Origin of the sequence: Streptomyces sp. NPDC127595, from assembly GCF_042671685.1 — a bacterium.
Lineage (GTDB): Bacteria > Actinomycetota > Actinomycetes > Streptomycetales > Streptomycetaceae > Streptomyces.
Window position 1 is genome coordinate 910,774 of sequence record NZ_JBHXWK010000001.1, and the last position, 22,517, is coordinate 933,290.

General features: G+C 69.9%; 25 protein-coding genes. 13 read left to right on the forward strand and 12 right to left on the reverse strand.

Annotation, left to right across the window (positions count from 1 at the left end; all coding sequences use genetic code 11):
* Complete coding sequence (locus ACFVKT_RS03830) at nt 1-540, reverse strand: hypothetical protein (RefSeq protein ID WP_385727198.1); 540 nt, start codon at nt 538-540, stop codon at nt 1-3.
* Nucleotides 541-590: 50 nt separating this feature from the next.
* Here ACFVKT_RS03830 and ACFVKT_RS03835 point away from each other — a divergent pair, with 50 nt between their 5' ends.
* The gene (locus ACFVKT_RS03835) at nt 591-1,388 is read left to right on the forward strand and encodes an SDR family NAD(P)-dependent oxidoreductase (protein WP_385727200.1); all 798 of its coding nucleotides are present in this window, start codon (nt 591-593) and stop codon (nt 1,386-1,388) included.
* A 20-nt stretch (nt 1,389-1,408) separates the two neighbouring features.
* Here ACFVKT_RS03835 and ACFVKT_RS03840 read toward each other — a convergent pair whose 3' ends face one another.
* Nucleotides 1,409-2,827: a pyridoxal phosphate-dependent decarboxylase family protein gene (locus ACFVKT_RS03840; RefSeq protein WP_385727202.1), complete on the reverse strand. Its 1,419-nt coding sequence runs from the start codon at nt 2,825-2,827 to the stop codon at nt 1,409-1,411.
* Nucleotides 2,828-3,059: 232 nt separating this feature from the next.
* On the opposite strand from ACFVKT_RS03840, the gene ACFVKT_RS03845 reads away from it, so the two are divergent.
* The gene (locus tag ACFVKT_RS03845; protein WP_385727204.1) at nt 3,060-3,755 is read left to right on the forward strand and encodes a L,D-transpeptidase family protein; all 696 of its coding nucleotides are present in this window, start codon (nt 3,060-3,062) and stop codon (nt 3,753-3,755) included.
* A 43-nt stretch (nt 3,756-3,798) separates the two neighbouring features.
* On the opposite strand, the gene ACFVKT_RS03850 is transcribed toward ACFVKT_RS03845, so the two are convergent.
* Nucleotides 3,799-4,998, reverse strand: coding sequence for a Gfo/Idh/MocA family protein (locus ACFVKT_RS03850; RefSeq protein WP_385727206.1), 1,200 nt, complete (start codon nt 4,996-4,998; stop codon nt 3,799-3,801).
* Between the two features lie 223 nt (nt 4,999-5,221).
* Between ACFVKT_RS03850 and ACFVKT_RS03855 the strand changes: the two genes are divergently transcribed.
* Nucleotides 5,222-6,382 (forward strand): ROK family protein, encoded by a 1,161-nt coding sequence (locus tag ACFVKT_RS03855; protein WP_385727208.1) that lies wholly within the window; start codon nt 5,222-5,224, stop codon nt 6,380-6,382.
* 71 nt (nt 6,383-6,453) lie between these two features.
* On the forward strand, nt 6,454-6,642 hold the full coding sequence (locus tag ACFVKT_RS03860; protein WP_385727210.1) for a hypothetical protein: 189 nt from the start codon (nt 6,454-6,456) through the stop codon (nt 6,640-6,642).
* Between the two features lie 76 nt (nt 6,643-6,718).
* Here the strand turns inward: ACFVKT_RS03860 and ACFVKT_RS03865 are convergent, their stop codons facing one another.
* Complete coding sequence (locus ACFVKT_RS03865; RefSeq protein WP_385727212.1) at nt 6,719-8,098, reverse strand: S1 family peptidase; 1,380 nt, start codon at nt 8,096-8,098, stop codon at nt 6,719-6,721.
* A 131-nt stretch (nt 8,099-8,229) separates the two neighbouring features.
* On the reverse strand, nt 8,230-9,576 hold the full coding sequence (locus ACFVKT_RS03870; protein WP_385727214.1) for an NAD(P)/FAD-dependent oxidoreductase: 1,347 nt from the start codon (nt 9,574-9,576) through the stop codon (nt 8,230-8,232).
* Nucleotides 9,577-9,830: 254 nt separating this feature from the next.
* On the opposite strand from ACFVKT_RS03870, the gene ACFVKT_RS03875 reads away from it, so the two are divergent.
* Nucleotides 9,831-10,466 carry an HAD family acid phosphatase gene (locus tag ACFVKT_RS03875; protein WP_385727215.1) on the forward strand — a complete coding sequence of 212 codons (636 nt, stop codon included), beginning with the start codon at nt 9,831-9,833 and terminating at the stop codon, nt 10,464-10,466.
* 54 nt (nt 10,467-10,520) lie between these two features.
* Complete coding sequence (locus ACFVKT_RS03880) at nt 10,521-10,907, forward strand: PPOX class F420-dependent oxidoreductase (protein WP_385727217.1); 387 nt, start codon at nt 10,521-10,523, stop codon at nt 10,905-10,907.
* Between the two features lie 74 nt (nt 10,908-10,981).
* Here the strand turns inward: ACFVKT_RS03880 and ACFVKT_RS03885 are convergent, their stop codons facing one another.
* On the reverse strand, nt 10,982-11,353 hold the full coding sequence (locus ACFVKT_RS03885) for an aldo/keto reductase (RefSeq protein WP_385727219.1): 372 nt from the start codon (nt 11,351-11,353) through the stop codon (nt 10,982-10,984).
* Here ACFVKT_RS03885 and ACFVKT_RS03890 point away from each other — a divergent pair.
* Nucleotides 11,348-11,641, forward strand: a complete 294-nt coding sequence (locus ACFVKT_RS03890; protein ID WP_385727220.1) for a helix-turn-helix domain-containing protein — start codon at nt 11,348-11,350, stop codon at nt 11,639-11,641. The two genes, ACFVKT_RS03885 and ACFVKT_RS03890, sit on opposite strands and share 6 nt — an antisense overlap.
* Before the next feature lie 60 nt (nt 11,642-11,701).
* Here the strand turns inward: ACFVKT_RS03890 and ACFVKT_RS03895 are convergent, their stop codons facing one another.
* Together ACFVKT_RS03895 and ACFVKT_RS03900 are read right to left on the reverse strand one after the other, a co-directional pair.
* Nucleotides 11,702-12,079, reverse strand: a complete 378-nt coding sequence (locus ACFVKT_RS03895; protein ID WP_385728126.1) for a Zn-ribbon domain-containing OB-fold protein — start codon at nt 12,077-12,079, stop codon at nt 11,702-11,704.
* 126 nt (nt 12,080-12,205) lie between these two features.
* Entirely contained in the window at nt 12,206-12,874 is a 669-nt protein-coding gene (locus ACFVKT_RS03900) for a TetR family transcriptional regulator (RefSeq protein ID WP_385728128.1), read from the reverse strand.
* Between the two features lie 416 nt (nt 12,875-13,290).
* Here ACFVKT_RS03900 and ACFVKT_RS03905 point away from each other — a divergent pair, with 416 nt between their 5' ends.
* Nucleotides 13,291-14,223, forward strand: a complete 933-nt coding sequence (locus ACFVKT_RS03905; RefSeq protein WP_385727221.1) for an LAETG motif-containing sortase-dependent surface protein — start codon at nt 13,291-13,293, stop codon at nt 14,221-14,223.
* Nucleotides 14,224-14,431: 208 nt separating this feature from the next.
* A complete protein-coding gene (locus ACFVKT_RS03910) occupies nt 14,432-15,163 on the forward strand; it encodes a transporter substrate-binding domain-containing protein (RefSeq protein ID WP_385727222.1) in 732 nt (243 codons plus the stop codon).
* On the opposite strand, the gene ACFVKT_RS03915 is transcribed toward ACFVKT_RS03910, so the two are convergent.
* On the reverse strand, nt 15,158-15,535 hold the full coding sequence (locus ACFVKT_RS03915; RefSeq protein WP_385727223.1) for a luciferase family protein: 378 nt from the start codon (nt 15,533-15,535) through the stop codon (nt 15,158-15,160). The two genes, ACFVKT_RS03910 and ACFVKT_RS03915, sit on opposite strands and share 6 nt — an antisense overlap.
* A gap of 139 nt (nt 15,536-15,674) precedes the next feature.
* Complete coding sequence (locus tag ACFVKT_RS03920) at nt 15,675-16,355, reverse strand: DUF6445 family protein (protein WP_385727224.1); 681 nt, start codon at nt 16,353-16,355, stop codon at nt 15,675-15,677.
* A 191-nt stretch (nt 16,356-16,546) separates the two neighbouring features.
* On the opposite strand from ACFVKT_RS03920, the gene rpmF reads away from it, so the two are divergent.
* The 3 genes from rpmF (at nt 16,547) to ACFVKT_RS03935 (ending at nt 18,187) form a co-directional block, all read left to right on the forward strand.
* Complete coding sequence (gene rpmF, locus ACFVKT_RS03925; RefSeq protein WP_365443787.1) at nt 16,547-16,717, forward strand: 50S ribosomal protein L32; 171 nt, start codon at nt 16,547-16,549, stop codon at nt 16,715-16,717.
* Nucleotide 16,718: 1 nt separating this feature from the next.
* The gene (locus tag ACFVKT_RS03930) at nt 16,719-17,681 is read left to right on the forward strand and encodes an ATP-binding protein (protein ID WP_385727225.1); all 963 of its coding nucleotides are present in this window, start codon (nt 16,719-16,721) and stop codon (nt 17,679-17,681) included.
* Between the two features lie 113 nt (nt 17,682-17,794).
* Nucleotides 17,795-18,187 (forward strand): SCO5389 family protein, encoded by a 393-nt coding sequence (locus ACFVKT_RS03935; protein ID WP_385727226.1) that lies wholly within the window; start codon nt 17,795-17,797, stop codon nt 18,185-18,187.
* 55 nt (nt 18,188-18,242) lie between these two features.
* Here the strand turns inward: ACFVKT_RS03935 and ACFVKT_RS03940 are convergent, their stop codons facing one another.
* The gene (locus ACFVKT_RS03940; RefSeq protein WP_385728130.1) at nt 18,243-20,705 is read right to left on the reverse strand and encodes a SpoIIE family protein phosphatase; all 2,463 of its coding nucleotides are present in this window, start codon (nt 20,703-20,705) and stop codon (nt 18,243-18,245) included.
* A gap of 261 nt (nt 20,706-20,966) precedes the next feature.
* Here ACFVKT_RS03940 and ACFVKT_RS03945 point away from each other — a divergent pair, with 261 nt between their 5' ends.
* Nucleotides 20,967-21,632, forward strand: a complete 666-nt coding sequence (locus ACFVKT_RS03945; protein ID WP_385727227.1) for a peptidoglycan-binding protein — start codon at nt 20,967-20,969, stop codon at nt 21,630-21,632.
* 13 nt (nt 21,633-21,645) lie between these two features.
* Here the strand turns inward: ACFVKT_RS03945 and ACFVKT_RS03950 are convergent, their stop codons facing one another.
* Nucleotides 21,646-22,425, reverse strand: coding sequence for a glutathione S-transferase C-terminal domain-containing protein (locus ACFVKT_RS03950; RefSeq protein ID WP_385727228.1), 780 nt, complete (start codon nt 22,423-22,425; stop codon nt 21,646-21,648).
* Nucleotides 22,426-22,517 lie beyond the last annotated feature (92 nt).

The following is a 22,517-nucleotide window of genomic DNA, read 5'->3' on the forward strand; positions in this document are numbered from 1 at the left end:
TCACCCGCGGCCAGCGGGCGGCGGGACCTCCCACCGCGCCGAGTGGCCGGGCGGGAGCGCCAGATCACTGCGGACCGCCGCGTAGTACTCCTCGCGCCCGGCGCGCTGGCGGTCCAGCAGGACCTGCCATGCCTCCGGATCGTGGCGGCGTTCACTCAGGAACCGTTCCATCTCAATGACCGAGAGGACCCAGACCCGCGCCTTGTCCACCACCTCCTGCGTACCCAGCATCAACAGTGCCTCGCCTGCCGGGTCCCGGCCGACGGTCGCCTCGGCCAACAGGGGCGCGGCATCCTCGGGGGTCAAGGGGTGCGGGTGAGGGTCGTTTCCGAGGTGTGAGGCGATGCGGTACGTCAGGGTGACGGCCTTCTTGAGGGACGTCGCGTAGTCCGAGTACACCGCGAGCCGCCGCTCCTCCCAGCGGGCCGCTTGTTCGCGACGGAACCGGACCTGTTCCCCACGCATGACGGCCAGATACGAGCCGAGAGCACCGACGACCACGCCGATCAGCGCCGGGAGTTGTTGTATGAACGCGGACATGAGCGCACGGTATCTGTCGCCCTGCCGATCACGGCACTACCGTCCGTCCCATGACTGCGACGAGGCGTTTCGAGGGCCATGGGGTTCTGATCACGGGTGCGGCTCGCGGTATCGGTGCGGCCACCGCCCGCAGGCTGGCCGAGGAGGGCGCCCAGGTCCTCGTCACCGACGTGGACCTGGCCGAGGCGGAGAAGACGGCGGCCGCGATCCGTGAACAGGGCGCGCGGGCCGAGGCGTTCCTGTGCGACGTGGGGGAGCGGACGTCGGTCGAGGCGGCCGTCGCGTACGCCGTGGACACCTTCGGTTCGCTGGATGTGCTGGTGAACAACGCGTACGGCTGCACCCCTGACGCCCCGCTCTTCGAGGACGAGCCCGACGAGGTGTGGGCCCACGACCTCGACCTCACGCTGACCGGCGCCTACCGCTGCTCCCGCGCGGCCCTCCCGCACCTGGTGGCCTCGGGCCGCGGAGCCATCGTCAGCATCGGCTCGGTCAACGGCCTCCAGGACTTCGGCAATCACGCCTACAGCGCCGCCAAGGCAGGGCTTGTGTCCCTCACCCGCACCCTGGCCGGGCACGCCGCCCCGCGCGGTGTGCGCGTCAACCTGGTGGCACCGGGCACGGTGCGCACCGGGGGATGGGCAGGCCGCGAAGCCGATCTCCAGGTGGCGGGCAGCTTGTATCCGTTGGGCCGGGTCGGCGAGCCGGAGGACATCGCGGCCGCCGTCGTCTTCCTCGCCTCCCGGGACGCCGCCTGGATCACCGGGACGACGCTCTGCGTGGACGGAGGCCTGCTGGCGGTCAACACCGGTTTCCGGCAGGCGCTTTGGCAACGAGGCGAGTCCTAAGACCGTTCCCAAAGCCGTTCCTAAGACCGTCCGATACGGCTGTGTCGCTTCAGGGCGTCGAACACCCGGTCCGTATCGGCTTCGGAGGTACGCCAGTTGCTGAACGCCGCTCGCAGTGCGTGACTCCCGGTGTAGAACGTCGGTGTGACGAAGGCCTCGCCCGAGGCGGCGATCGCACGGGCGAACTCATGCACCCGCTCCTTGCCCGCGTTCGCCCCCGAACCCGCGTCCTCGGCGAGCGTGAAGCACACGACATTGAGCCGCACCGGCGCCAGGAGCCTCAACCTCGGTTCCAACGCGATGCGTTCGCCCAGGCGCCGGGCGAGTGCGACGTTCCGCTCGACGATCTCGCGGTGCCCCTCACGTCCGTACGCCGTGAGCGCGAACCATGACGGCAGGGCGCGCAGCCGACGGGAGTTCTCCGGTGTGAGGTGGAGGAAGTCGGGGTCGCCGGTGGGCAGGCCGAGGTAGGGCGAGGCGTTGTGGAAGACCCGCACCTGGAGGTCCCGTCGGCGAGTGAACTGGACGGCGGCGTCGTAGGGGACGTTGAGCCACTTGTGCAGGTCGACACAGACGGAGTCGGCCGCGTCGAGGCCCTCGACGAGATGGGCGTACGAGGGGGAGAGCGCGGCGAAGCCGCCGAACGCGGCGTCCACGTGCAGCCAGAAGTCGTACCGCTCCTTGAGCGCGGCGATGGCCCGCAGATCGTCGAAGTCGACGGTGTTCACGGTCCCGGCGTTCGCCACGACGATCGCCGGGCGTCCGCCGAGCGCGTCGAGGGCGGCGGCGAGCTGATCCACGTCGACCGCCTCGCGGTTCCCGGACAGCACTGGAACCGAGCGCAACCGGTCCCGCCCGATACCGAGCACCGACAGCGCCTTGGTGACGCTGGAGTGCGGATTGCCGGACAGCACGTCGACCGGACCGAGCGCACCCACACCCGCCTCCGACACGGACACACCCTGGCGCTCGCCGAGCCACTCCCGTGCGATGGCCAGACCGACCGTGGTGGAGACGGTTGCCCCGGTCACGAAGGCACCGCTGTGCTCCCCGCCCAGCCCGAACAGCTCGCGCAGCCAGCCCAGCGTCTCGCGCTCCAGGGCACTCGCGGACGAGTCACCGCCTCCGGACGCGTTCTGGTCGTACGCGCTGGTCAGCCAGTCCCCGGTGAGCGCGGCCGGTGTCGTGCCACCGGTGACGAAGCCGAGATAGCGCGGCCCGGCGGAGCCGGAGAAGCCCGGGGCCCAGCGCTCGGCGAAGCGGGCCAGCGCGCCTTCGGCACCGGTCCCCGTGGCCGGAAGGGGCTCGCGGTCAGGAGCCTTGCCGAGGTGTGCCACCGGACGGTCGGCCAGCCCGCTCACCTCCCTGGCGGCGAAGTCACGGGCGGACTGGAGGAGTTCGGGGAGCCGGTCGAGGTCGTCGGCGAGTGTGCGGTCCATGGCGGCAGGGTAGGCGGGCGGCACACGAGAATCCCGGTCCAATCGCGGGAAACTGGTCCGGTGCACGGCGCGGCTCACGTCGGCCGTGAATCCACTCAGGGCCTGCTCGGCGTCGGCCAATGTCACCGTTTCGTCGCAGCCTGACCAGCCCTACAACGCTCACCTCCCGACGCGGGTCTAGCAGTCGGAACATCGGAAAAGATGCGAAGAGAACGCAAGGGAAAGGTCCGTCATGGGGGACATACGCAGACGCGGAGCCGTCGCGCTCGGCATCACCGGGCTGGTCGCGCCGCTGACACTCGTGCTGGGCGCGGCTCCCGCGCAGGCCGCGAGCTGTACGACGCAGGCCGGCCCGTACCAGAAGCAGGTGGAGAAGTTCCTCGGCCGTCCGGTCGACGGACGGCAGTCCACCGCCGACTGCAAGGCGATCCGGGCCTTCCAGAACAAGCACGGCATCACCCCGAACATCGGGTACGCGGGATCCGTCACCTGGGGCGTGATGGACCTGATGAACAAGCAGAAGGCCGTCGGCAACAAGCCCAACAAGGACGGCAAGTGCCCGGTCAACAAGGGCCGGATCGCCTGCGTCAACCTCACACTCCAGCTCAGCTGGATCCAGGACGGCAGCACGCTCGTCTACGGTCCGGTGCCGGTTCGCACGGGCCGCAACAACTACGAGACCCGCACCGGTCTGACGAAGATCTACTGGCGGGACATCGACCACGTCTCCAACATCTACGACGTGCCCATGCCCTACAGCCAGTTCTTCGACGGCGGTCAGGCCTTCCACTCGGTCGGCGTGAGCATGTGGAACCCGCCCGGCTCGCACGGCTGCGTCAACATGACCACGACCACCGCCAAGAAGTACTGGTCCCTGCTGAAGACGGGCGACGACGTCTACGTGTACGGCCGCAAGCCGGGCACCTGACGGCACCCGGCCCGGCACTGGCCGAAGACCACCCTGGCCGGAGTCACGCCGGGGCGTCCCCGAAGTCCGGGATCTCCAGCCTGACCCCACCCTGCCGCGCGGACTCGTGCGCGACGATGCCCGGCAGGGTGTAGCGGGCGGCCACCCACGCGTTCACCGACGGCAGGCTCCCGGTGTTCACCGCGGTCACGAAGTCGTCCGCCAGGAAGTGGTGGCTGCCCTCGTGACCGTTGTGGAGGTGGTCGAACTCCCGGGGCAGCCGCGTCCGGTCGTGCACGGGCGCCGACCCGGAGGTGAAGGCGGCGCGCAGCGCGGGCGCGATGTGCTGGAGCGAGGGATCGTCGGGCGCCAACGTCGCCTTGGGCTCCAGGAGTTCACTGATGTCCCGCACGCCTTTCTTGTCCTGCCACAGGGCCACGGTCGCGAGCTGCTCCATGCTCGCGTCCGTACCGAAGAACCGGAAACGCGACTCCCTGATGTGCGAGGGATAGCCGACCCGCCGGAACTCGTTCGTACGGAACGAACCACCGCCCGCGACCTCGAACAGGGCGGTCGCGTTGGAGAAGTCGTTCCCGAACTGGCTGATCTCCTCGTCGAACACTCCGTCGCCGCGCTGGTCGCGCACCCCGATCGCGGACACGCTCACCGCGTGCGTCTGCCAGGCTCCGAGCACCCCGCCCACCGAGTGTGTCGGATACAGGAGCGGGGGATAGCTGGCGGTCGCCTTCCAGTTCTCGCCGCCGCTGTACTGGTACGCCTCGTAGAACCCGAGATCCATGTCGTGGACGTAGTCGCCCTCGGCGTAGAAGATCCGGCCGAAGGCGCCGTCGGCGATCTGGTTGCGGGCGTGGACCGTCGCCGGGTTGTACTGGCTGGTCTCGCCCATCATGTACGTCAGTCCGGTCGTCCGGACCGCGTCGATGATCGCCGCGATCTCTTCCGTGGTGATCGCCATGGGCACCGCCGAATACACATGCTTCCCGGCGTTCAGTCCCTTGAGTACCAACGGCCCGTGGGTCCAGCGCTGGGTGAAGATCGCGACGGCGTCCACCGCCTTCGACTCCAGCATCGCCTCGTACGAGGGGAAGGTGCCCGACAGCCTTTCGGCGGCCGCGAGTTGCTCCGCCCGCTCCGGCAGGATATCCGTCACGTACACATCGGCCACGCCCGGATGGGCGAGGAACAGCTTGGCGAACTGGCCCGAGAACTGCCCGGCTCCGACAATGCCGAGAGAGAACGTCATGCGGGTGACACCCTTCGCTGTGGTCGCCTGCTTACGGGTGGGGCCGGACCACCGAGCTAGGCAGAACGCGGCTCGCCCCCGGCTACTTACTTTTGACTCGGAAGAATCCTGGCGTCAAGAGTCACGAGGACATCTTTGCTTCACCTAGATGGGCGGCTTATGGTGAGTCATGGTGAGTCCATTACTTCCATGGCGGAAGGAAAACGTGGAGAGTCCGACGTCAATGACGACACGTGCCGACGGCTGGCCGCCGCTGAGTGCGGGTGAACGGGCGGTGGCGATCGAGGTGCTCGTCCACGGTCCGCTGTCCCGCAGCGAGATCGCGCGACGGCTGCACCTCTCGGCGGGCAGCCTCACCCGGCTGACCAAACCGCTGATCGAGTCGGGCCTGCTGATCGAGTCGGCGGAGGACTCCGTACCCCCCGAAGTGCGGCAGGGTCGTCCCTCCCAGCCCCTGGCGGTCGTCGCCGAGTCCCGCTACTTCGCCGGGTTCAAAATCACCGGAGACATGGTCTACGGCGTCGTCACCAACCTCAGAAGCGACATCGTCGCCCGGCAGGACCGTCCGCTCACCACCCACGAACCGGCCCAAGTCGCCGACCTCCTGCGGGAGATGACGCACGAGTTCGCTCGCGCCTTTCCCCGCCTCGCCGGAATCGGCATCGGCATCGGCGGCCGTGCGGAGAAGCGCGCCGTCGTCACCGAGTCGGCCTTCCTCGGCTGGAGCGACGTCCCGCTGGCCCAACTCGTCGAGGAACGCACCGCCTTGCCGGTGGTCGTCGAGAACGACGTGGCAGCCCTGGTCGAGGCGGAGACCTGGTTCGGCGCCGGGCGTGGCCTCGACCGTTTCGTCGTCCTCACCATCGGCGCCGGGATCGGCTACGGCCTTGTCCTCGGCGGCAAACGGGTCGCCTCCGCCGAGGACGGCAGGGGTGTCGGCCGCCACTGGCCGGTCAACCCCCAGGGCCCGCTCACCCCGGACGGCCACCGTGGCAGTGCCGTCTCGCTGCTCACCATCCCCAGCATCCGCTACCAACTCCGTGCCGCCACCGGCCAGGACATGAGTTACGAGGAGATCCTCGCCGGCGCGGCGGCCGGTGAACCCATGGCTTCACGGGTCGTGGAGGAAGCGGCCCGCGCCCTGGGCGCCCTGGTCGCGCAGATCGCCAACTTCGCCATGCCGCAGAAGATCCTCCTCGCCGGGGAGGGCGTCGGGCTCGTCGACGTGGCGGGTTCACTGGTCGAGGAGACCGTCCTCGCCGGCCGCCATCCGCAGGCCGATCCAGTCCACCTGGAGACGAAGGTGTCCGACTTTCACGACTGGGCGCGTGGAGCCGCGGTACTGGCGATCCAGGTGCTGGTCCTGGGTTCGGCGGAGACGTGAGTGATGAGCTTCACGGTCCGGAATGTCGCCCGACGTACCTTTACTCACATCGCCTTCACGTCAACGTCCGTATGCTTCACACCATGTCCACCACTCCTGAACCCGCCTCCGAGCGGTCCGCCACCGAGGTCAATGAGGAGATCCGAGCCCTCTGGTTCCGTACCGGCGGGACGCTGAGCATGGATGAGCGGCGGGAGTACCAGCGGCTCGTCCTGGAGTGGTCGGAAGCCGCTCCCCACTCGCCCACCCGGGCCGCGTGACGAGCCGGGCATCAGCCCCCGTCTTCGCCGTCCGAGCCGGGCATCAGACCCCGCTGTCCCCTATGTGAGCCGGGTCTCACCCCCAACTCTGTGAGTACTGCTGCCGATAGCGGCTGCGGTCCTGCTCCGTGCGGATGTAGCGGGTCGCCACCAGCGCGACGATACTTCCCGCGATGACCAGGAGTCCCGGGCCTATGTTCTTGGGATCCGTGAGGCGTGTGATGAGCGTCTCGGCGGCGGCCGCGCCTACCGACTCGACAGAACCTGGCGCGGCGGAGCCCGGCGCGGCAGCCGCACCCTGCGGGGCCGCCGCGGACGGCGGGGCGGACGCCTGGGCCGTGGGACTGGCGGAGGCCCCCGACTGCCCGGTCAGCGTCACACCGAGTTCCGTCAGCGCGGTGGTGACCGGCTGGAAGAACGTCGTACCGCCCGTGGTGCAGTCACCGTTGCCGCCCGAGGTCACGCCGAGCGCGATGCCCTCGGAGAACAACGGGCCGCCGCTGTCGCCCGGTTCGGCGCACACGGTGGTCTCGATGAGCCCCGAGACAGTGCCCTCCGGGTAGTTCACCGTCGCGTTCAACGCCGTGACCTGACCATCGCGCAGACCGCTGGTGCTGCCGCTGCGGAAGACCCGCTGGCCGACGGCCGGATCAGCGACGCCCGTGATCCGAACGCCCTTCCCGCCGCCGATGGCCACGATGTTGTCCCCTTGCGGGGCCTGCCCGCTGGCGTACTGGACGAGGGAGTAGTCGTCGCCGGGAAAGGACGTGGTGATCGTCTGGCCGACCTGCTGTGTGCCCTGGTTGTCGGCGAACCACAGGGACCCGGCCGGCCCGCAGTGCCCGGCCGTGAGGATGAACTCACCCTGCCCGTTGGTCACGTTGAAGCCCGCCGAACAGCGGCCGCCGGTCGAGAGGAGGGGATCGGCGCCGTTCAGCCGCGTGGTGAACGTGCCCTCGGTCCGCTCCATGCGCACGGAGTCACCGATGCCCTCGGCCAGTGTCGTCATCCGCGACCAGTCGGCGGCGGAGACCGTGCTGTCGGCCCGCACCACCACCTCGTTGTTCGCGTAGTCGACGGCCCAGGCGGTGCCCGGCACCCGGGGCGCCGAACTCAGAGTCTGCGTCGCGGACTTGAGGTCCTGCATGCTGTGGTCCACGACCTTGGGAACGGCACCCGCCTTCTTCACCTCGGCCGCCGCGCCCGTGTCGGTCACCGCGACGACCGGCTGCCCGTCGGCGGCGATCCAGCTCCCCGCCGTACGGGAGGTGCCCAGGGTGGAGACCAGCCCGGCCCCCCGGTCCGCGGCGGCCTGGGCCGAACTCTCCGTGGCACCCGACGTGTCGGACGGTTCGCTCGCCATCGCGCGGGACACCATCAGGCCCCCGCAGAGCAGCCCCCCGACGGCCGCGATCCGCGCCCCCCGTTGGACGATCCGTCGTCGTGCGTGCCTCATCCATGGGCTCCCGAAGCCGAACACCGCCGGCGTTCACCGCCGCCGGGAGGCTCCGGTCGAGAGCCCTCCCTTCATACGTGCGTCCACGTCCGGGCGTTCACGGGCTCACCCAGCCCGTCAAGAACCTTGTGTCAGACCCGAGTTCGGGCGGCCACCTCTTCGGGTGTCAGATACACGTCGGTGTGCTCGAAGTCCCGCAGCGTGCCCTTGCGGTCCGCGAGGAAGCCGGTGCGGACGAAGTCGTCGCCCGCGACCGCGTTGAGGAACCAGTTGGCGCCGGTACGGAAGCGGGCCGCGCCGGTGCGCAGCGCGTACAGGTGGTAACCACGGGCCACGACCTGCGCGGGCACACCCTTGAGCCCGACACCGAGCGGCTTGGACACCGCGTCGTGACCGCCGAGGTCGACGACGAGACCGAGGTCCTTGTGCTTGTACGGCGTGACGGGCAGCCCGCTCAGCAGCGCCTTGAGGATCTTCGCCGCGTGCCGGCCCTGCCGCGCCGCGTGCTGGGCGGTCGGCACGCAGTAGGAGCCGTCGCCCTTGGCCAGGTCGGGCACGGCGGCCGCGTCCCCCAGGGCGAACACCCCGTCCAGGCCCGGTACCCGGAAGTCGGCCTCGGTGACGATCCGCCCGCGTACGGTCTCGGCCCCCAGCGAGTCGACGAGCGGGCTCGCCGCGACACCGGCCGTCCACACCAGCGTCCGCGAGGGCAGCACCCGTCCGTCGGTGAGGGTGATCTTGTCCTCGGTGACGGAGGCGACGGAGGTCTCCAGGGAGATGTGCACCCCACGCTCGCTCAGCAGGCGCAGCGCGCTCGCGCCCAGCTTGTCGCCGAGTTCCGGCAGCAGCTTGGGCGCCACATCGATCAGGTGCCACTTGATCAGGGCGGGGTCCAGACGCGGGTGGTACCGCTTGGCCGCCGCGGACGTGAGCCGCTGCAGACAGGCCGCCGTCTCCGTGCCCGCGTAGCCGCCGCCCACCACCACGAACTGAAGCCGCGCAGCCCGCTCGTCCTCGTCCGGTGTGGCGGCCGCCAGGTCGAGCTGGGCGATCACGTGGTCGCGCAGATACACGGCCTGGGCCAGCGTCTTCATCCCTCGTGCCTCGTCGAGGAGGCCGGGGATGTCGAAGGTGCGGGTCACGCTGCCGGGCGTGAGGATCAGGTAGTCGTACGACAGGTCGACGAGTTCGCCGGTGATCTTGTGGACGACGCACACCTTGGCCGCCGGGTCGATGCCGACCACCCCGCCCGGCACCAGCTCGGTGCGGCGCAGGATCCGGCGGAGCGAGGGTGCCACCGACTGCGGTGTGACGACACCGGCGGCGACGTGCGGCAGCAGTGGCAGGTACAGCTGGTAGTCGTTCGGGCTGATCAGGGTGATCCGGGCGTCGCCGGGGGCGAGCGCACGCTCCAGCCCCCGCGCGGCCTCGACTCCGGCGAATCCGGCGCCGACGATCACTATGTTCGGTGCGTCCATCCGAGAAGCCTCTCTCCCTGTGCAGACACCGCGGCCCGCCGACCGCGAGCCCAGGCTCACACGTGAGGCGCGCGCGTGCCACCCCACCACGGAGGCCGGAGACCGCGGACCAGGCGTTCTCTGCAGAGCGCCCGGGAGATTCTCTACCGAAGAGTAACTCCGGCTTTGCCCGCCGTACATCATGGGGCATGATCATGTCACTCGCGGCGACGGGCGAGATCCGCTCGCCGCTCCGACGTGAAAAGGGGACAGGCATGACAGGACGCGGTGTGGGGCGCCGGATCGGCGCTGTGTCGGTGGTCGTGGCGCTGGGGATCTGCGGGTCGACCGCCGCCGCCGGGACCGCCGCCGCGGTACCTGCCCAGGTGACGAGCGTGACGGCGGCGCAGGTCGACATCGACTACGCCATCTGGCAGCAGGACGTCCAGGCCGTCATCGACCAGGCCACGCCGTACGTCGAGCAGCGCAGCGCGCAGGCCGACGGGCAGAAACTCGCCCTCGTCTTCGACATCGACAACACCACGCTGGAGACGGACTTCCACCCCTGGTACGAGCTGCCCACCCCGGCGGTCCGGGCCTCGCTGGAACTCGCCGAGTACGCGAAGTCGCGCGGAGTCGCCATCTTCTTCATCAGTGCCCGCCCGGGCATCATCTACAGCCTGACGAAGTCGAACCTGACGTCCGTGGGCTACCCGGTCGACGGCCTCTACGTCCGCGATCTGCCCGACCTGTTCACCGAGGTCAGCACCTACAAGACCGGTAAGCGCGCGGAGATCGAGTCCCTGGGCTACACGATCATCGCCAACGTCGGCAACAACGACACCGACCTCGTCGGCGGTCACGCCGAGCGCACCTTCAAGCTGCCCGACTACGACGGCCAGTTGTCCTGAAGCCTGCTTGCCGAGCCGGGCTTGTCTGCGGGTCCCACTGTTTAGACTGCCGTCATGGACGAGGTCTCGCTGGACACGCTCGGTTCGGGCAAGTATGTGCTCATCACCAGCTACCGCAAGAACGGCACGGGAGTCGCGACGCCGGTGTGGGTGGTGCGGGACGGCCGGACGCTCGGCGTCTGGACGCCCGCGGACAGCTGGAAGGTGAAGCGGATCCGCAACCGGGCCGACATCCTGGTCGGCCCCTGCGACGTGCGCGGCAGGCCGACCGGTGAGCAGGTTCCGGCGACGGCCGAGATCCTCGACGCCGCCGAAACCGCCCACTACCGCCAACTGCTGTCCCGCAAGTACGGCATCGTCGGCCGTATCTCCCTCCTGGGCAGCCGCCTGCGCCGCGGAGAGAGCGGGACGGTCGGAATCCGCATCACCCCGACCACCTGACCGACGCGCGAGGGCCTGGCATGCACCAAGCTCTCGCGCCCCCGGCTCGGACGCGTAACGGCCGCACGTCCTCGCTACGGCTGCTGCGGGAAGCGCTGCGCGCTCCGGCGGCTCTGGATCCGGCCCGGGCAGGACGGCGGACGGGCGCTCACCGTGCCGAGGTCGGCGAGGTCCTGATCGCTGAGTTCCAGGCCGATGGCGGCGAGGTTGTCGGCCAGTTGCTCCGGCCGACGAGCCCCGACGCTGGCGCTGGTGACACCGGGCTGCGCGAGCACCCAGGCCAGGGCGGCACGGGCCGCGCTCACCTCGTGCCGGGCTGCGACCGTCCTGCGGACGTCGATGATGTCGTACGCCGACCGCGGTCGGTCGACGGGCGGGAAGCCCAGCTGCGCACGCCGGGCCGAGGCGTCGGAGGCTCCGCCCGGGAGCCGGCCCGCGTCGTGCACACGTCCCGTTCCAGCTTCGCGACGGCGTTCAGGACACCCCTCGGCCGGCCGCCGCCGGCCCATCTGCTGCGCAGGCGGGTGCGGAACGCCGCCGAGGCACTGCGCGACGGAGACCGCTCCCGCGCCCGATCGCCCGAGCTGGGCCACGCCTCCGAGAAAGCCTTCAACAACGCCTTTCAGCGCGTGACGGGTTGCCGGCCCACGCACTGCCGCTCGGCCGCGCGCCGGGCCTCGCAGCCCGAACTCGGCTTCGCCCGGCCGACGCCGACCGGAGCGCCCCGACGGTGAAACGCCGAGCACCGGTGCCGCGGGCCGGCGATGTGCGCAACTGCCTCTGCCCGCGAGCCGTCAACTCCAGCCGCGATAGGGGCCGTCGACGATCTGGAAGACCGGCTGCCGGCGTATCGCGTCCTGGGCGGTGGCGAGTTGGACGCGGTCTCCCCTGTGGACGGCGGCGGGCGGGCCCATCACCCTGCCCTGCACGGTGAATCCCTCCGCCAGCTCGATGAGGGAGACATTGCGCGCGGCCGGGGTGTTGCGGTGGACCACAGTGGAATGGCGCACGACTCCCGTCCCCGTACTGGCCTCCGACCGCAGGTCGCTGCCTGCGCAGACCGGGCACAGGAGCCGTTGGTACATCGCGCTGCCGCACCAGTGGCAGCGCTGGAAGAGCAGACCGTGCTGGGCCGGAGTCTCCTGCGGCGGCGCGTCGACGCCCGCGGCGATGAGGTACACGATGTCGTCTCCCTGCGCTCGGCCGGAACATGTGAGGTGCTCGGGGTAACCCGGCACGAGTCACAGGATATGACACTGAGTGCCGCCAGTAAAGGCACTCGGTACCCTCACGTGTGGTCAGTTCTGGCCGAGCGTGGACTCGATCTCCTGGACGACGCGCCACATCGGCGCACCCCGCCGGGAGATGACGACCACCACGTCCTCCTGCTCCTCGGCGGTCGCGTCGTCCGCCGGGCCGCCGAAGGTGGCGCGCACATACCCGAGTGCGTGATCCACCGCCGCGCTCGCGTCGCCCCGTCCGTCCGCGCGCAGCCAGGAGCGCAGGGCGTTGTTGTGCGCGGCGGCCACGGCGGCGGCCGCGACATCGGCGCGCAGGGCGCCGTCCCGCCGGCCGGCGAAACGCCGGTGGAGATACTCGGCCATGGCCCGTTCGTAGCGCCAGACGACGGACAGTTCGTACGCGCGCAGGCCGGGGACCTTCTTGGTGAGGCGGTACCTCTGGACGGAGAACGTCGGATTCTCGGCATACATGCGCAGCACGAGCCGAACGGCGTCGCACACCCGCTGTACCGGGTCGTCCTCGTCGGATCCGGCGCTCAGGAAGGCCGTCATGTCGGCCAGGCACCGCTCGTGGTCGGGGAAGACCACGTCCTCCTTGGAGGGGAAATAGCGGAAGAACGACCGTCGGCCGACTCCGGCGAGGGCAACGATGTCGTCCACCGTGGTCTGCTCGTAGCCGCGCTCGAGGAAGAGCTGGAACGCCGCCGCGACCAGGGCGTCCCGCATGGGAGGCTTCGCGGTCGTCGACTCTGCGCTTTCGAGAGGCGGGGATCCGTCGTTCATGAACGGGAAAGTAGCATCGAAGCGACGGGATGACACCCAGTGCGCTGTGGTAGGGAACTGAGTACCTTCTATGAGGCGCGGCGTTTCACCCTGCCCGTCCTCCCGCTCCCCGGCCTGCCCGCCGGCCCACCGGAGTCCAGAGTTCCTCATGTGCCCAGAATGTGCCGTCACATGAAGTCCTCGTGTATTCACCGAGGTTGACAGCCTCCGCGCGCTGATCGACTATGTGGTTGACCTGTGGCCCATGTGACCAGTGCGCCCAGTGTTTCTTCGGCCATTCACCCCCGGTGCAGCCTCAGGCTGCTTCGCGCTGCCGTGTTGCTGTCGACCGGGTCCTGCAACATCAAGATGGGATCTGCATGTCCATAGCGAGACGTGTCACCCTCCGCTGCCTGCTGGGGACGGGCGCGGTGGCGCTCGCCCTCTCGGCGTCGACGACCGGCGCCTGGGCCACCGGCACCCCCGGTGGCGACGGCTGGGACAAGACCGGCGGCGACTACCAGCCCGGCAAGGGTGCGGGTACGAAGACCGAGACCGATCGTTGCCAGTTCTCCCTGGACGGGACGAACTTCTACGACTCGGTCCGTGTCGACGACCAGACCCTCAAGCCCACCGACGACGGCAAGGTCCACATCAAGGTCCGTACCGCCGGTGACGCCGCCACCTGCACCGCCTCGCTCGCCTCCTACCGCGCCCACGGTGCCACCTTCAACACCTCCGGCGAACAGGTCTTCCACGACTTCGACACGGTCACGGTCAAGCCGGGCGGCACGGACTCCCTCGACATCTCGGTGCCCGACGTCGGCTGCTTCGCGCAGGTCGACCTCTACCGCGGCGCCGTCAAGTTCGACGGCCGTTTCGACGCGAACGACGGCTTCGAGCACGGTGACCTGCCCAAGGGTCCGGACCGCCCGGTCATCAAGGACAAGCTGATCGCGGCGTGGAACGGCGGCACGAAGGACTGCACGGCGCAGCCGCCGAGCACTCCGGAGACGCCCCCGTCCTCGTCGCCGTCGGCCTCGATACCTGTCGCCTCCTCGCCGCCCGCCTCGACGCCGACCGAGCCGGAGTCCGCCGAGTCGACCCCTGCGGCGACCCCGTCGGATTCCGAGTCGACGACGCCCGCCGCTCCGTCGCCCAACGGCGGCGGGACGACCGCGCCCGGTGACCTCGCGGAGACCGGTGGCGGCAACACCCTGCCGATCGCCGCCGGCGCCGCGGCGCTCCTCGCGGCCGGTGCCGCGATCACCGTCGTCACCCGCCGCCGACGCGGCACGGGCACCCACGCCTGACGCCTGGCGTCCCCCGGGCCTCGACGGCTCTGAAAGGCCCCGGCACTCACTCTGTACGTGAGTGCCGGGGCTTTCCGCGTGCTCAAGCGCCCCCTGAGGCGTCAACCGAGCGTAGATCTCCGGACGTTGGACCAGTCGTCGCCGAGCGTGGTGACCTTGCCGGGCAGCTCCGCCACGGTGGCCAGGAAGCGTGTCCTAAACTCCGCCCATGACGATCCCGACCTCCGCCATCGCCCAGGACCTGACTCCCCAGCGCGTGCTGCGGGCGTCGATCAACCTGGGCAATCCGGTCCTCGCCCAGGGCACCCCGACCGCGCCGACCGGCGTGACTGTCGACATCGCACGTGAGATCGGTGCCCGCCTCGACGTGCCCGTGGAGCTCCTCTGCTTCGACGCGGCACGGAAGTCGTTCGACGCGCTGCGGACGGGCCGGGCCGACCTGTGCTTCCTGGCCATCGAACCCGTACGGGAGGCCGAGGTCGCCTTCACCGCGCCGTACGTCGTGATCGACGGCGTGTACGCCGTGCCCCGTGACTCGGACCTCACCACGGTCGCCGACGTCGACCGTGCGGGCGTACGCGTCGGTGTGCAGCGCGGCTCCGCCTACGACCTCTTCCTCTCCCGCACGCTTGAGCACGCGACCGTGGTGCGCGGTGAGGACGGGGTCGACGCCTTCCGCGCCCAGGGCATCGAGGTCGCCGCCGGGATTCGTCAGCCGCTGACCGAGTATGTCGCGGCGCACCCCGAACTCCGGCTGATCGAGGGCCGGTTCATGCAGATCCGGCAGGCGGTGGGCACGACGCCGACCCGGCGGCCCGAGACCGTCCGGTTCCTGCGCGATCTCGTCGAGGAGCTGAAGGCCGACGGATTCATCGCCGACGCGCTGCGCCGCGCGCACCAGTCGGACGCCTTGCTCGCCCCGCCTGTAAAGGCGCTATAGGGGCAGCGCCATGTCGCGGTGCTCAGTGCACCCCGGCAACGGCGTATCGCCCGAAGCCGGCCACACCTGGTGGGCGTGGAGCGCGAAGCTCACCAGGGTCAGAAGCAGATCGATGTCCGAGTCGAACTCCAGCCGTACCGTCACCCAGCGCGAGCCCGGCTCCATACGGACCGCGGTCACGTCCTTGAGGTAGTCCGCGAAACGGAGGATGGCCCGGGCCGTGAGATGCAGGTCGACGTCCTGTTCCGAATGGAAGTGGACGATCTCGGCCTGCTCCGAGCGCAGTGCCCGTCCCGTGCCACAGCTCGGCAGGGCCTCGGCCAGGTCCGGCCAAGTCGCCAGTCGCGTCATGGCGCGCAGGGCCAACGTCATGACTACATCATGACCGGCTCACCGGCTGTCCACCAGGATTCCGGAAACCCGTAACTGGTGTATATCGCCTGAATATCCGGAAGGCGTCGTGAAATTCGAGCGAGCCGGAGCCTGCTGGCGCTGGAACGAAGTGCCATGCTCATGCCATCCAAAAGAAGACCGCTGTCATCCGCTTGTCCTCGATGGTGGAGCCGCAGTAGCCGCTGGCGCTGTGTATCAGATTGGCGTTGTAGGCGAGCAGACGGTTGTACCGGTGGGGTACGCGGATGTCCTCGACGAAGGAGTCCGGCGGGACGAAGCGGGTGCCCAGCGCGTCGATCAGGTTGTTGTGCGGCGCGGCCACCATGTTGCCGCCCAGCCGGCCGCCGGGCAGGCTCTGCCGGTAGAAGCTGGTGCCGCAGTCCTTGGGGGCGGCGGGGTTGAGATAGAGCACGGCGGCGTAGCGGCACAGCGAGCGGGAGTCGGTGTGCGGACGGGTCTCTCCCTCGCCCTGGCCCACCACCTGGATGCAGTTGTGGTTCAGGGTGCCCCCCGAAGGTGTGCTCTGCAGCCACAGCTCCCGCGCTCCGGTGGCCTTCTTCACCAGCCGTTCCACGCGCGCCAGTTCCGCGGGTTCGAGCCCGGGCATCGCGCGAAGGCCGGGCCAGCTCTCCGAGGTGTAGGGATGGCCCTTGACCCAGTCGTCCTTGGTGAGGCACCGGGCCCGGACGGCGTCCACGTCGGGCAGTACGTCGTCGAACACCCAATAGTCCCGGTCGCGGGTGGGTTTCCGGTAGGGGAGAACCGGGAGAGCCGACGTTCTCTGAGGTTGTGGGGGCATGCGGGTGACCATATAGACGGGAACGTCAGTGATCTCCTGTGATTTGGTCAACCTTCCGTCAACTCGGACCGCCCGCAGAGGAGTCGGGGAGCGGCCTCTCGCGGTTCCGTGTCCTGCGATGTCGGCTTGGTAATGGGATCCATTTTCAGATAGCGTGAGCTTCGCCAGCCCACCCCTCTCAGGAGACCGATATGGCCGTTCCCAAGCGGAAGATGTCCCGCAGCAACACCCGCCACCGCCGCGCGCAGTGGAAGGCCGCCCCGGTGCAGCTCGTCCCCGTCACCGTCGACGGCTCCTCGTATCTCGTACCGCAGCGGCTCGCCAAGGCGTACGAGCGCGGGCTGCTGCGTCCGGAGGGCTGACGTGCGCGCTGCCTTCGTCGGGAAGGGCGGCAGCGGCAAGACGACACTGTCGGCCCTCTTCGCCCGCCACCTCGCGCACTCCGGAGCGCCTCTCGTCGCCATCGACGGCGACATCAACCAGCACCTGGCCCAGGCCCTGGGCCTCGGCGACGACGAAACCCTCGCCGCGCCGCCTCTCAGCGCACGGCTGGGCGAGATCAAGGACTTCCTGCGCGGCGCCAACCCGCGCATCACCTCACGCGAGGCCATGATCAAGACCACCCCGCCGGGCCGGGGTTCGCGCCTGCTGAGGCTCCTCGGGGACGACGCCGTGCACTCCCACCACGTCCAGGACGTGGACGGCGTGCCCCTGATGGTCACGGGTGAGTTCGACGAGAGCGATCTTGGAGTGGCCTGCTACCACTCCAAGCTCGGAGCCGTCGAGCTGTACCTCAACCATCTGGTCGACGGACCCGGTGAGTACGTCGTCGTCGACATGACCGCCGGCGCGGACGCCTTCGCCTCCGGCCTCTTCACCCGGTTCGACATGACCTTCCTGGTCGCCGAGCCCACCCGTAAGGGCGTCTCGGTGTACCGCCAGTACCGCGACCACGCCGAGGAGTTCGGGATCCCGATCGCGGTGATCGGCAACAAGGTCACCGGCGAGGACGACGTACTGTTCCTCAAAGAGCACGTCGGCGACGACCTCCTGACGTACTTTCAACACTCCTCCTGGGTGCGCTCCCGCGAACAGGGCCGCCCGCAGGGTGACTTGGAGCCCCACAACCTCCACGCCCTGAGTCAGCTGCGGACCGCACTGGACGCCCGTACCAAGGACTGGACGGCATTCCAGGAGCACGCCGTCGCCTTCCACCTCCGCAACGCCGCGGCCTGGGCCGACCGGGCCACCGGCAGCGACCTCTCCGCACAGATCGACCCCGGCTTCCGGCACGGCCCGGCCGCCCTGGCGTCGAACCCCGCCTGAACGGGGCGAAGAACCGCTGGGTCACGCCCCGCGGCCCACGAAACCGTCGTACACCGCCCGTCGGCGCATCGCCGCGCACCACCCGAACCAGCTAGCGACAGGACTGCCTCTTCATGTCACTCGACGTCTCCCCGAAGCTGCTCGCCGAAGCCGAACGCGGTCAGGTCCGCGAACAGGACTTCGTGGAAACCGTCCGTACGTCCCTGCCGTACGCCTACGATCTCATCGCCGGGCTCGTCGGCGAACTGAGGGACGAGGCAAGGGAGTTCGCCGACAACCACACTCCGCCGCCCTCGGAGAAGGAGCGCGGGCAGCTGCTGCGGGCGCTCGCCAGTGACGCGATCCGCTCCAGCCTGGAGAGGCATTTCGGAGTCACCCTCGCCTTCATGAACTGCCACCGCGTCGCCGTCTTCCGCCCCGAGGCGCAGGGTGGCGAGACCCACACCCGGTTCACCTCGCTGCGCTCGCAGATCCTCAACCAGTCACCCGAGTTCCGCGACTGCTGAGCCGACGGGGTTGCGGGTGGGGGCCGTTCGGCGGAGCGGTCCCCACCCGAGGACGTCAGACCGCGGGCTCGGTGAGGGACTGCTCCGCCCAGATGATCTTCCCCTCGGCGGTGTAGCGGGTGCCCCAGCGCTGGGTGAACTGGGAGATCAGGAACAGCCCGCGGCCCCCCTCGTCGGTCGTCTTGGGATGGCGCAGGTGCGGGGCCGTCGCGCCGCCGTCGAAGACCTCGCAGATCAGCGCCTGGTCGGTGATCAGCCGCAGCCGGATCGGGCCCGTCGCATGCCGGATGGCGTTGGTGACGAGTTCGCTCACGACCAGCTCGGTGGTGAAGGCCAGCTCGTCCAGACCCCAGCTGTGGAGCTGCTGCGAGGTCGACTTGCGGGCCGTCGCGACGACCGCCGGGTCGATGGGCAGATCCCAGGTCGCGACCCGCTCTGCCCCCAGCCGACGGGTCCTGGCCATCAGCAGCGCCACGTCGTCGTACGGACGCGTCGGCACGAGATCGTCCACGATGCGGCGGCACATTCCGTCCAGCGGCTGCCCCTGTGCCTCCAGCGCGCGGCGCAGCCGCTCCCTGCCCGCCTCCGGATCACGCCCCGTACGGAGTGTGGAGATCAGGCCGTCGGTGTGCAGCGCCAGCACACTGCCCTCGGCGAGGTTCAACTCGACCGACTCGAAAGGCAGACCGCCCACCCCCAGCGCGGGGCCGCGGGGGAGGTCGGCGAACGTGACGGTTCCGTCAGGGGCGACGATCGCGGGGGTGGGATGGCCCGCGCCCGCCATCGAACACTGCCCGCTCACCGGGTCGTAGACCACGTACAGACAGCTGGCGCCGACCGCCTGCATGCCGCTCGTATGGTCGTCGGCCCCGGTGCCCTCCTCGCGGGCGGCGCGACTGACCAGGTCGTCGAGGTGGGCCAGTACCTCTTCCGGCGTCAGGTCCAGGTCGGCGAGGGTCTGTACGGCGGCCCGCAGCCGTCCCATGGCCGCGGCGCCGTCGATGCCGTGGCCGGCCACCTCGCCCACCACGAGGGCAACCCGGGCCCCGGACAGCGGAATCACGTCGTACCAGTCCCCGGCGAGTCCGGTCAGTTCGTCCGCCGGCCGGTAACAGGCCGCGACGTCCACCGCGTCCTGGTCGGGGAAGCGATGGGGCAGCAGATTGCGCTGGAGGACAAGGGCCGCGTCGCGCTCGCGGGTGTAACGGCGGGCGTTGTCGAGGCACAGGGCCGCCCGGCCGACGAACTCCTCGGCCAGGCTGAGGTCGTCCTCCTCGAAGGGGTCCTGGCGGCTGCGCCGGAAGAACGTGGTGATGCCCAGAGTGACACCGCGGGCGCGGATGGGCACGATCATCACGCTGTGCAGCCCGAGGTCGAGGAAGGAGACGGCCGGGCTCTCGGGGGTGGCCGTCGTCCACTCCTTGCCCAGCGGATCCAACTGCTCCTCGCGCCAGGACTCACCGTCCGTCAGACACCTGATCGGGGGAGAGCCCGCCCGGTACGACGCCGCTTCGCCGATCTCGACCGCGGTTTCCGGGACTCCGCCCTGCACCGATCGCTGCCCGGCGCGCCGCAGCGGGACCGTGTCCGCGTCGCGCCGTGGGCCGGGCGCCGGCTCCCCACCCTTGAGCACGGATTCCAGCAGGTCCACGGCGACGAAGTCGGCCAGCCCCGGCACGGCCACATCGGCCAGTTCCTGCGCGGTCTGCAAGATGTCAAGGCTGCGCCCGATGTGCTCACCGGCCCGGTCGAGCAGCGCGAGCCGCCGTCGGGCACGGTAGCTCTCGCCGATGTCGACGACGGTGTAGTACACACCTATCGGATGACCGTCGTCATCCTCCAAACGGATGAACGACATGGCGTGCGAGGTCTCGCGGTGCGGCGCGGAGCTCACCCGGCCCACGTGCTCGTACGCGACCACCGGCTCGCCCGTCTCCAGCACCCGGCGCATCTGAGCCTCGATGCGCTCGGTGTCGAGGCCGGGCTGTACATCGGCGAGCCTGCGGCCGAGGCGCTTCTGGGGCAGGCCGCCGCCGAACTGCTCCAGCGCGGGGTTCGACCAGACGTACCGCAGGTCCGTGTCCACGATCGCTATGCCCACCGGGGAGCGCGAGGTGATCCGCTCCAGTACCGAGCGGCTCATGTGCCAGCCGGCACCGTCGGCCAGGTCCGCGAGGAGGATCACCCAGCGTGCCGGGCCTTCGCTCGGCCGTAGCGGGACGACCCGCACCATCAGCTTCAGCGGGTGCCCGTCCCGGTGTCGCGCGGACAGCAGGCCGGCCCAGCCGCCGTCACCGCGGCATCGCTCGGTCAGCTCCGGGAGCCGTGCCGCGTCCTCGGGAATGAGCAGGTCGGCGGCGGGCCGTCCCAGTGCCTCACCGGCCGCGTAACCCAGCAGTCGTTCGGCGTCCGCGGTCCAGCTGGTCACCGTCATGCGGGCGTCGAGCAGCAGTGGCACGGCGTCCGCCATGTCGAAGCGCTGCCGAGCCGGCGTGCCCCGTTCCTCGCTCGAACCCACCGCGACTCTCTCCACTCCCCGAAGGTGGTCATACCCTCTCGCGCCCATTCTTCACGTTGTACGACTGTCGCGCGGGCTTTGACTTGTCGCACGGCGGGACGCACGGAAGCCGTCGGTGGTTACGTGTGGTGACGTGGCACGTTCCGTGTGCGACTGCCAGTCCTCTGTGGAGCCGGCCGGCAGCGGTTGAACTCCCGTGCCGGTGCCTCCGTATCTCTCCACGGGGATGGCGGGAGACCGCGCGCACGGAAGGAGAGCAGTGTGTCGACACCGCCCGAACGCGAGCAGCCCATGCGCCGCCCGGCGCTCGAACCCACCTACGTCCAGCAACGCCGCCGTACGGAGGCTCTCGCGGACCTGGTGAGGGAGTTCCATGAGGATCAGCAGGCCGCCGGCACGGACGCACACTATGAGTCGATCAGATTGTCGTCGGCGCACCTGGGCGAGACGGAGGAAATGGCGCCCGTCCTGGCCGGCGAGAACTATGCCGCCGGCGAGGACACGAAGCCCGCGGCGCCGCCTGCGCGTGAACCCGCGCCCGGGCACACCACTGGCCTGAGCCGGGCCGCGGTTGTCGGTGCGGTGGCGGCGGCCGCGCTGGTCGGATTCGCCCTGGCCATGCTGGTGCCCGGCGGTGACCGCTCATCGCAGGCCGGGGCCGTCCCGTCCGCCCGGGTACCTTCCGGCGCCGCCGACCCGGACGGCACCGGCACCCTCCGGGAGGGAGACAGCGGCCCCGACGTGACGGAACTCCAGGAACGGCTGCTCCATATCCCGGACGTGTACGAGAGCGGCGCCACGAGCGGAACCTACGACCCCACGCTCACCGCGGCCGTGGCCCGCTTCCAGCTCTGGTACGGGATCCGGGGCGACGAGACGGGCGTCTACGGCAACGACACCCGGGCCGCCCTGGAATCCCGTACCTGAGGAAAACGCCTGCCTACAGGTGGCGATGGAAGGCCGGGTGGGCGTCGAGGCGTCGCACGTAGTCCTGGAGGAGTCCGTACGAGGACAGGTCCTGGACCGCTTCGAGTTGGACCAGGGCGACCCAGAGGTCCACATCCGCCGCGGTCAGTTCCTTGCCCAACGCGTAGGGGCCGGAGGCGAGTTGACGGTTCAGCAGGTCGAGAGCCGCCGACCGTTGCGCAGTCGGTGCGCCCGGGGTGACATCCCGGTCGAGGAGGTCGCGCAGGGAGTCGATGTCCGCGGCGAGTTCCGACGGGCGGAGCGGGGAGTGGCAGGAACCGGCGCGGTCGGCGAAGAGGTCGCCCAGGTCGCGCAGGATGTCGGGCGTGTGGTTGCTGACGACGCGTCCGCTCCACCGGTCGCACAGCGCGGGGGCGGTCAGTGGACCGTCGTAGTGGTGCCAGGTGGCCTCGTACGCCCCGCGCAGTGAGGCGAACGCGGAGGGGGTGTCGGCGGGGAGCGCCAGCAGCGTGGTGGCGACCGAGTCCTTGAGACCCAGCAGGCCGTGGGTGATGGAGACCCGCAGCGAGAGGGGACAGTGCTCGGACAGGTACAGCTCGTAGCGGTGCGGGGCCGGGTAGAAGCCGCCGGCGAGACCCACTCCGATACGGCTGCGGAAACGGTGCGGGCGTGCAGACGGCGTGGCGGCGATCCGGGGGTGAGGGACCGCGTCAAGTGAGCCGGGGACACACGGAGTCGAGGTACAGGCGGTGGACGTACCGGTGTTTGAGGCGTGCGAGATTGTCTCGGACATGACTCTCCATGGGACGACGAGGCCACGGCCACCTTGTGGGCACCGCGGCAAAACGGAGTGACTGCGCTACGTACCGGTCCGGATCGCTCGGA

Coding starts and splice junctions, on each gene's coding strand:
- ACFVKT_RS03830 (WP_385727198.1), bottom strand. CDS start 540: ATGTCCGCGTTCATACAACAACTCCCGGCGCTGATCGGCGTGGTCGTC.
- ACFVKT_RS03835 (WP_385727200.1), top strand. CDS start 591: ATGACTGCGACGAGGCGTTTCGAGGGCCATGGGGTTCTGATCACGGGT.
- ACFVKT_RS03840 (WP_385727202.1), bottom strand. CDS start 2,827: ATGGACCGCACACTCGCCGACGACCTCGACCGGCTCCCCGAACTCCTC.
- ACFVKT_RS03845 (WP_385727204.1), top strand. CDS start 3,060: ATGGGGGACATACGCAGACGCGGAGCCGTCGCGCTCGGCATCACCGGG.
- ACFVKT_RS03850 (WP_385727206.1), bottom strand. CDS start 4,998: ATGACGTTCTCTCTCGGCATTGTCGGAGCCGGGCAGTTCTCGGGCCAG.
- ACFVKT_RS03855 (WP_385727208.1), top strand. CDS start 5,222: ATGACGACACGTGCCGACGGCTGGCCGCCGCTGAGTGCGGGTGAACGG.
- ACFVKT_RS03860 (WP_385727210.1), top strand. CDS start 6,454: ATGCTTCACACCATGTCCACCACTCCTGAACCCGCCTCCGAGCGGTCC.
- ACFVKT_RS03865 (WP_385727212.1), bottom strand. CDS start 8,098: ATGAGGCACGCACGACGACGGATCGTCCAACGGGGGGCGCGGATCGCG.
- ACFVKT_RS03870 (WP_385727214.1), bottom strand. CDS start 9,576: ATGGACGCACCGAACATAGTGATCGTCGGCGCCGGATTCGCCGGAGTC.
- ACFVKT_RS03875 (WP_385727215.1), top strand. CDS start 9,831: ATGACAGGACGCGGTGTGGGGCGCCGGATCGGCGCTGTGTCGGTGGTC.
- ACFVKT_RS03880 (WP_385727217.1), top strand. CDS start 10,521: ATGGACGAGGTCTCGCTGGACACGCTCGGTTCGGGCAAGTATGTGCTC.
- ACFVKT_RS03900 (WP_385728128.1), bottom strand. CDS start 12,874: ATGCGGGACGCCCTGGTCGCGGCGGCGTTCCAGCTCTTCCTCGAGCGC.
- ACFVKT_RS03905 (WP_385727221.1), top strand. CDS start 13,291: ATGTCCATAGCGAGACGTGTCACCCTCCGCTGCCTGCTGGGGACGGGC.
- ACFVKT_RS03910 (WP_385727222.1), top strand. CDS start 14,432: ATGACGATCCCGACCTCCGCCATCGCCCAGGACCTGACTCCCCAGCGC.
- ACFVKT_RS03915 (WP_385727223.1), bottom strand. CDS start 15,535: ATGACGTTGGCCCTGCGCGCCATGACGCGACTGGCGACTTGGCCGGAC.
- ACFVKT_RS03920 (WP_385727224.1), bottom strand. CDS start 16,355: ATGCCCCCACAACCTCAGAGAACGTCGGCTCTCCCGGTTCTCCCCTAC.
- rpmF (WP_365443787.1), top strand. CDS start 16,547: ATGGCCGTTCCCAAGCGGAAGATGTCCCGCAGCAACACCCGCCACCGC.
- ACFVKT_RS03935 (WP_385727226.1), top strand. CDS start 17,795: ATGTCACTCGACGTCTCCCCGAAGCTGCTCGCCGAAGCCGAACGCGGT.
- ACFVKT_RS03950 (WP_385727228.1), bottom strand. CDS start 22,425: ATGTCCGAGACAATCTCGCACGCCTCAAACACCGGTACGTCCACCGCC.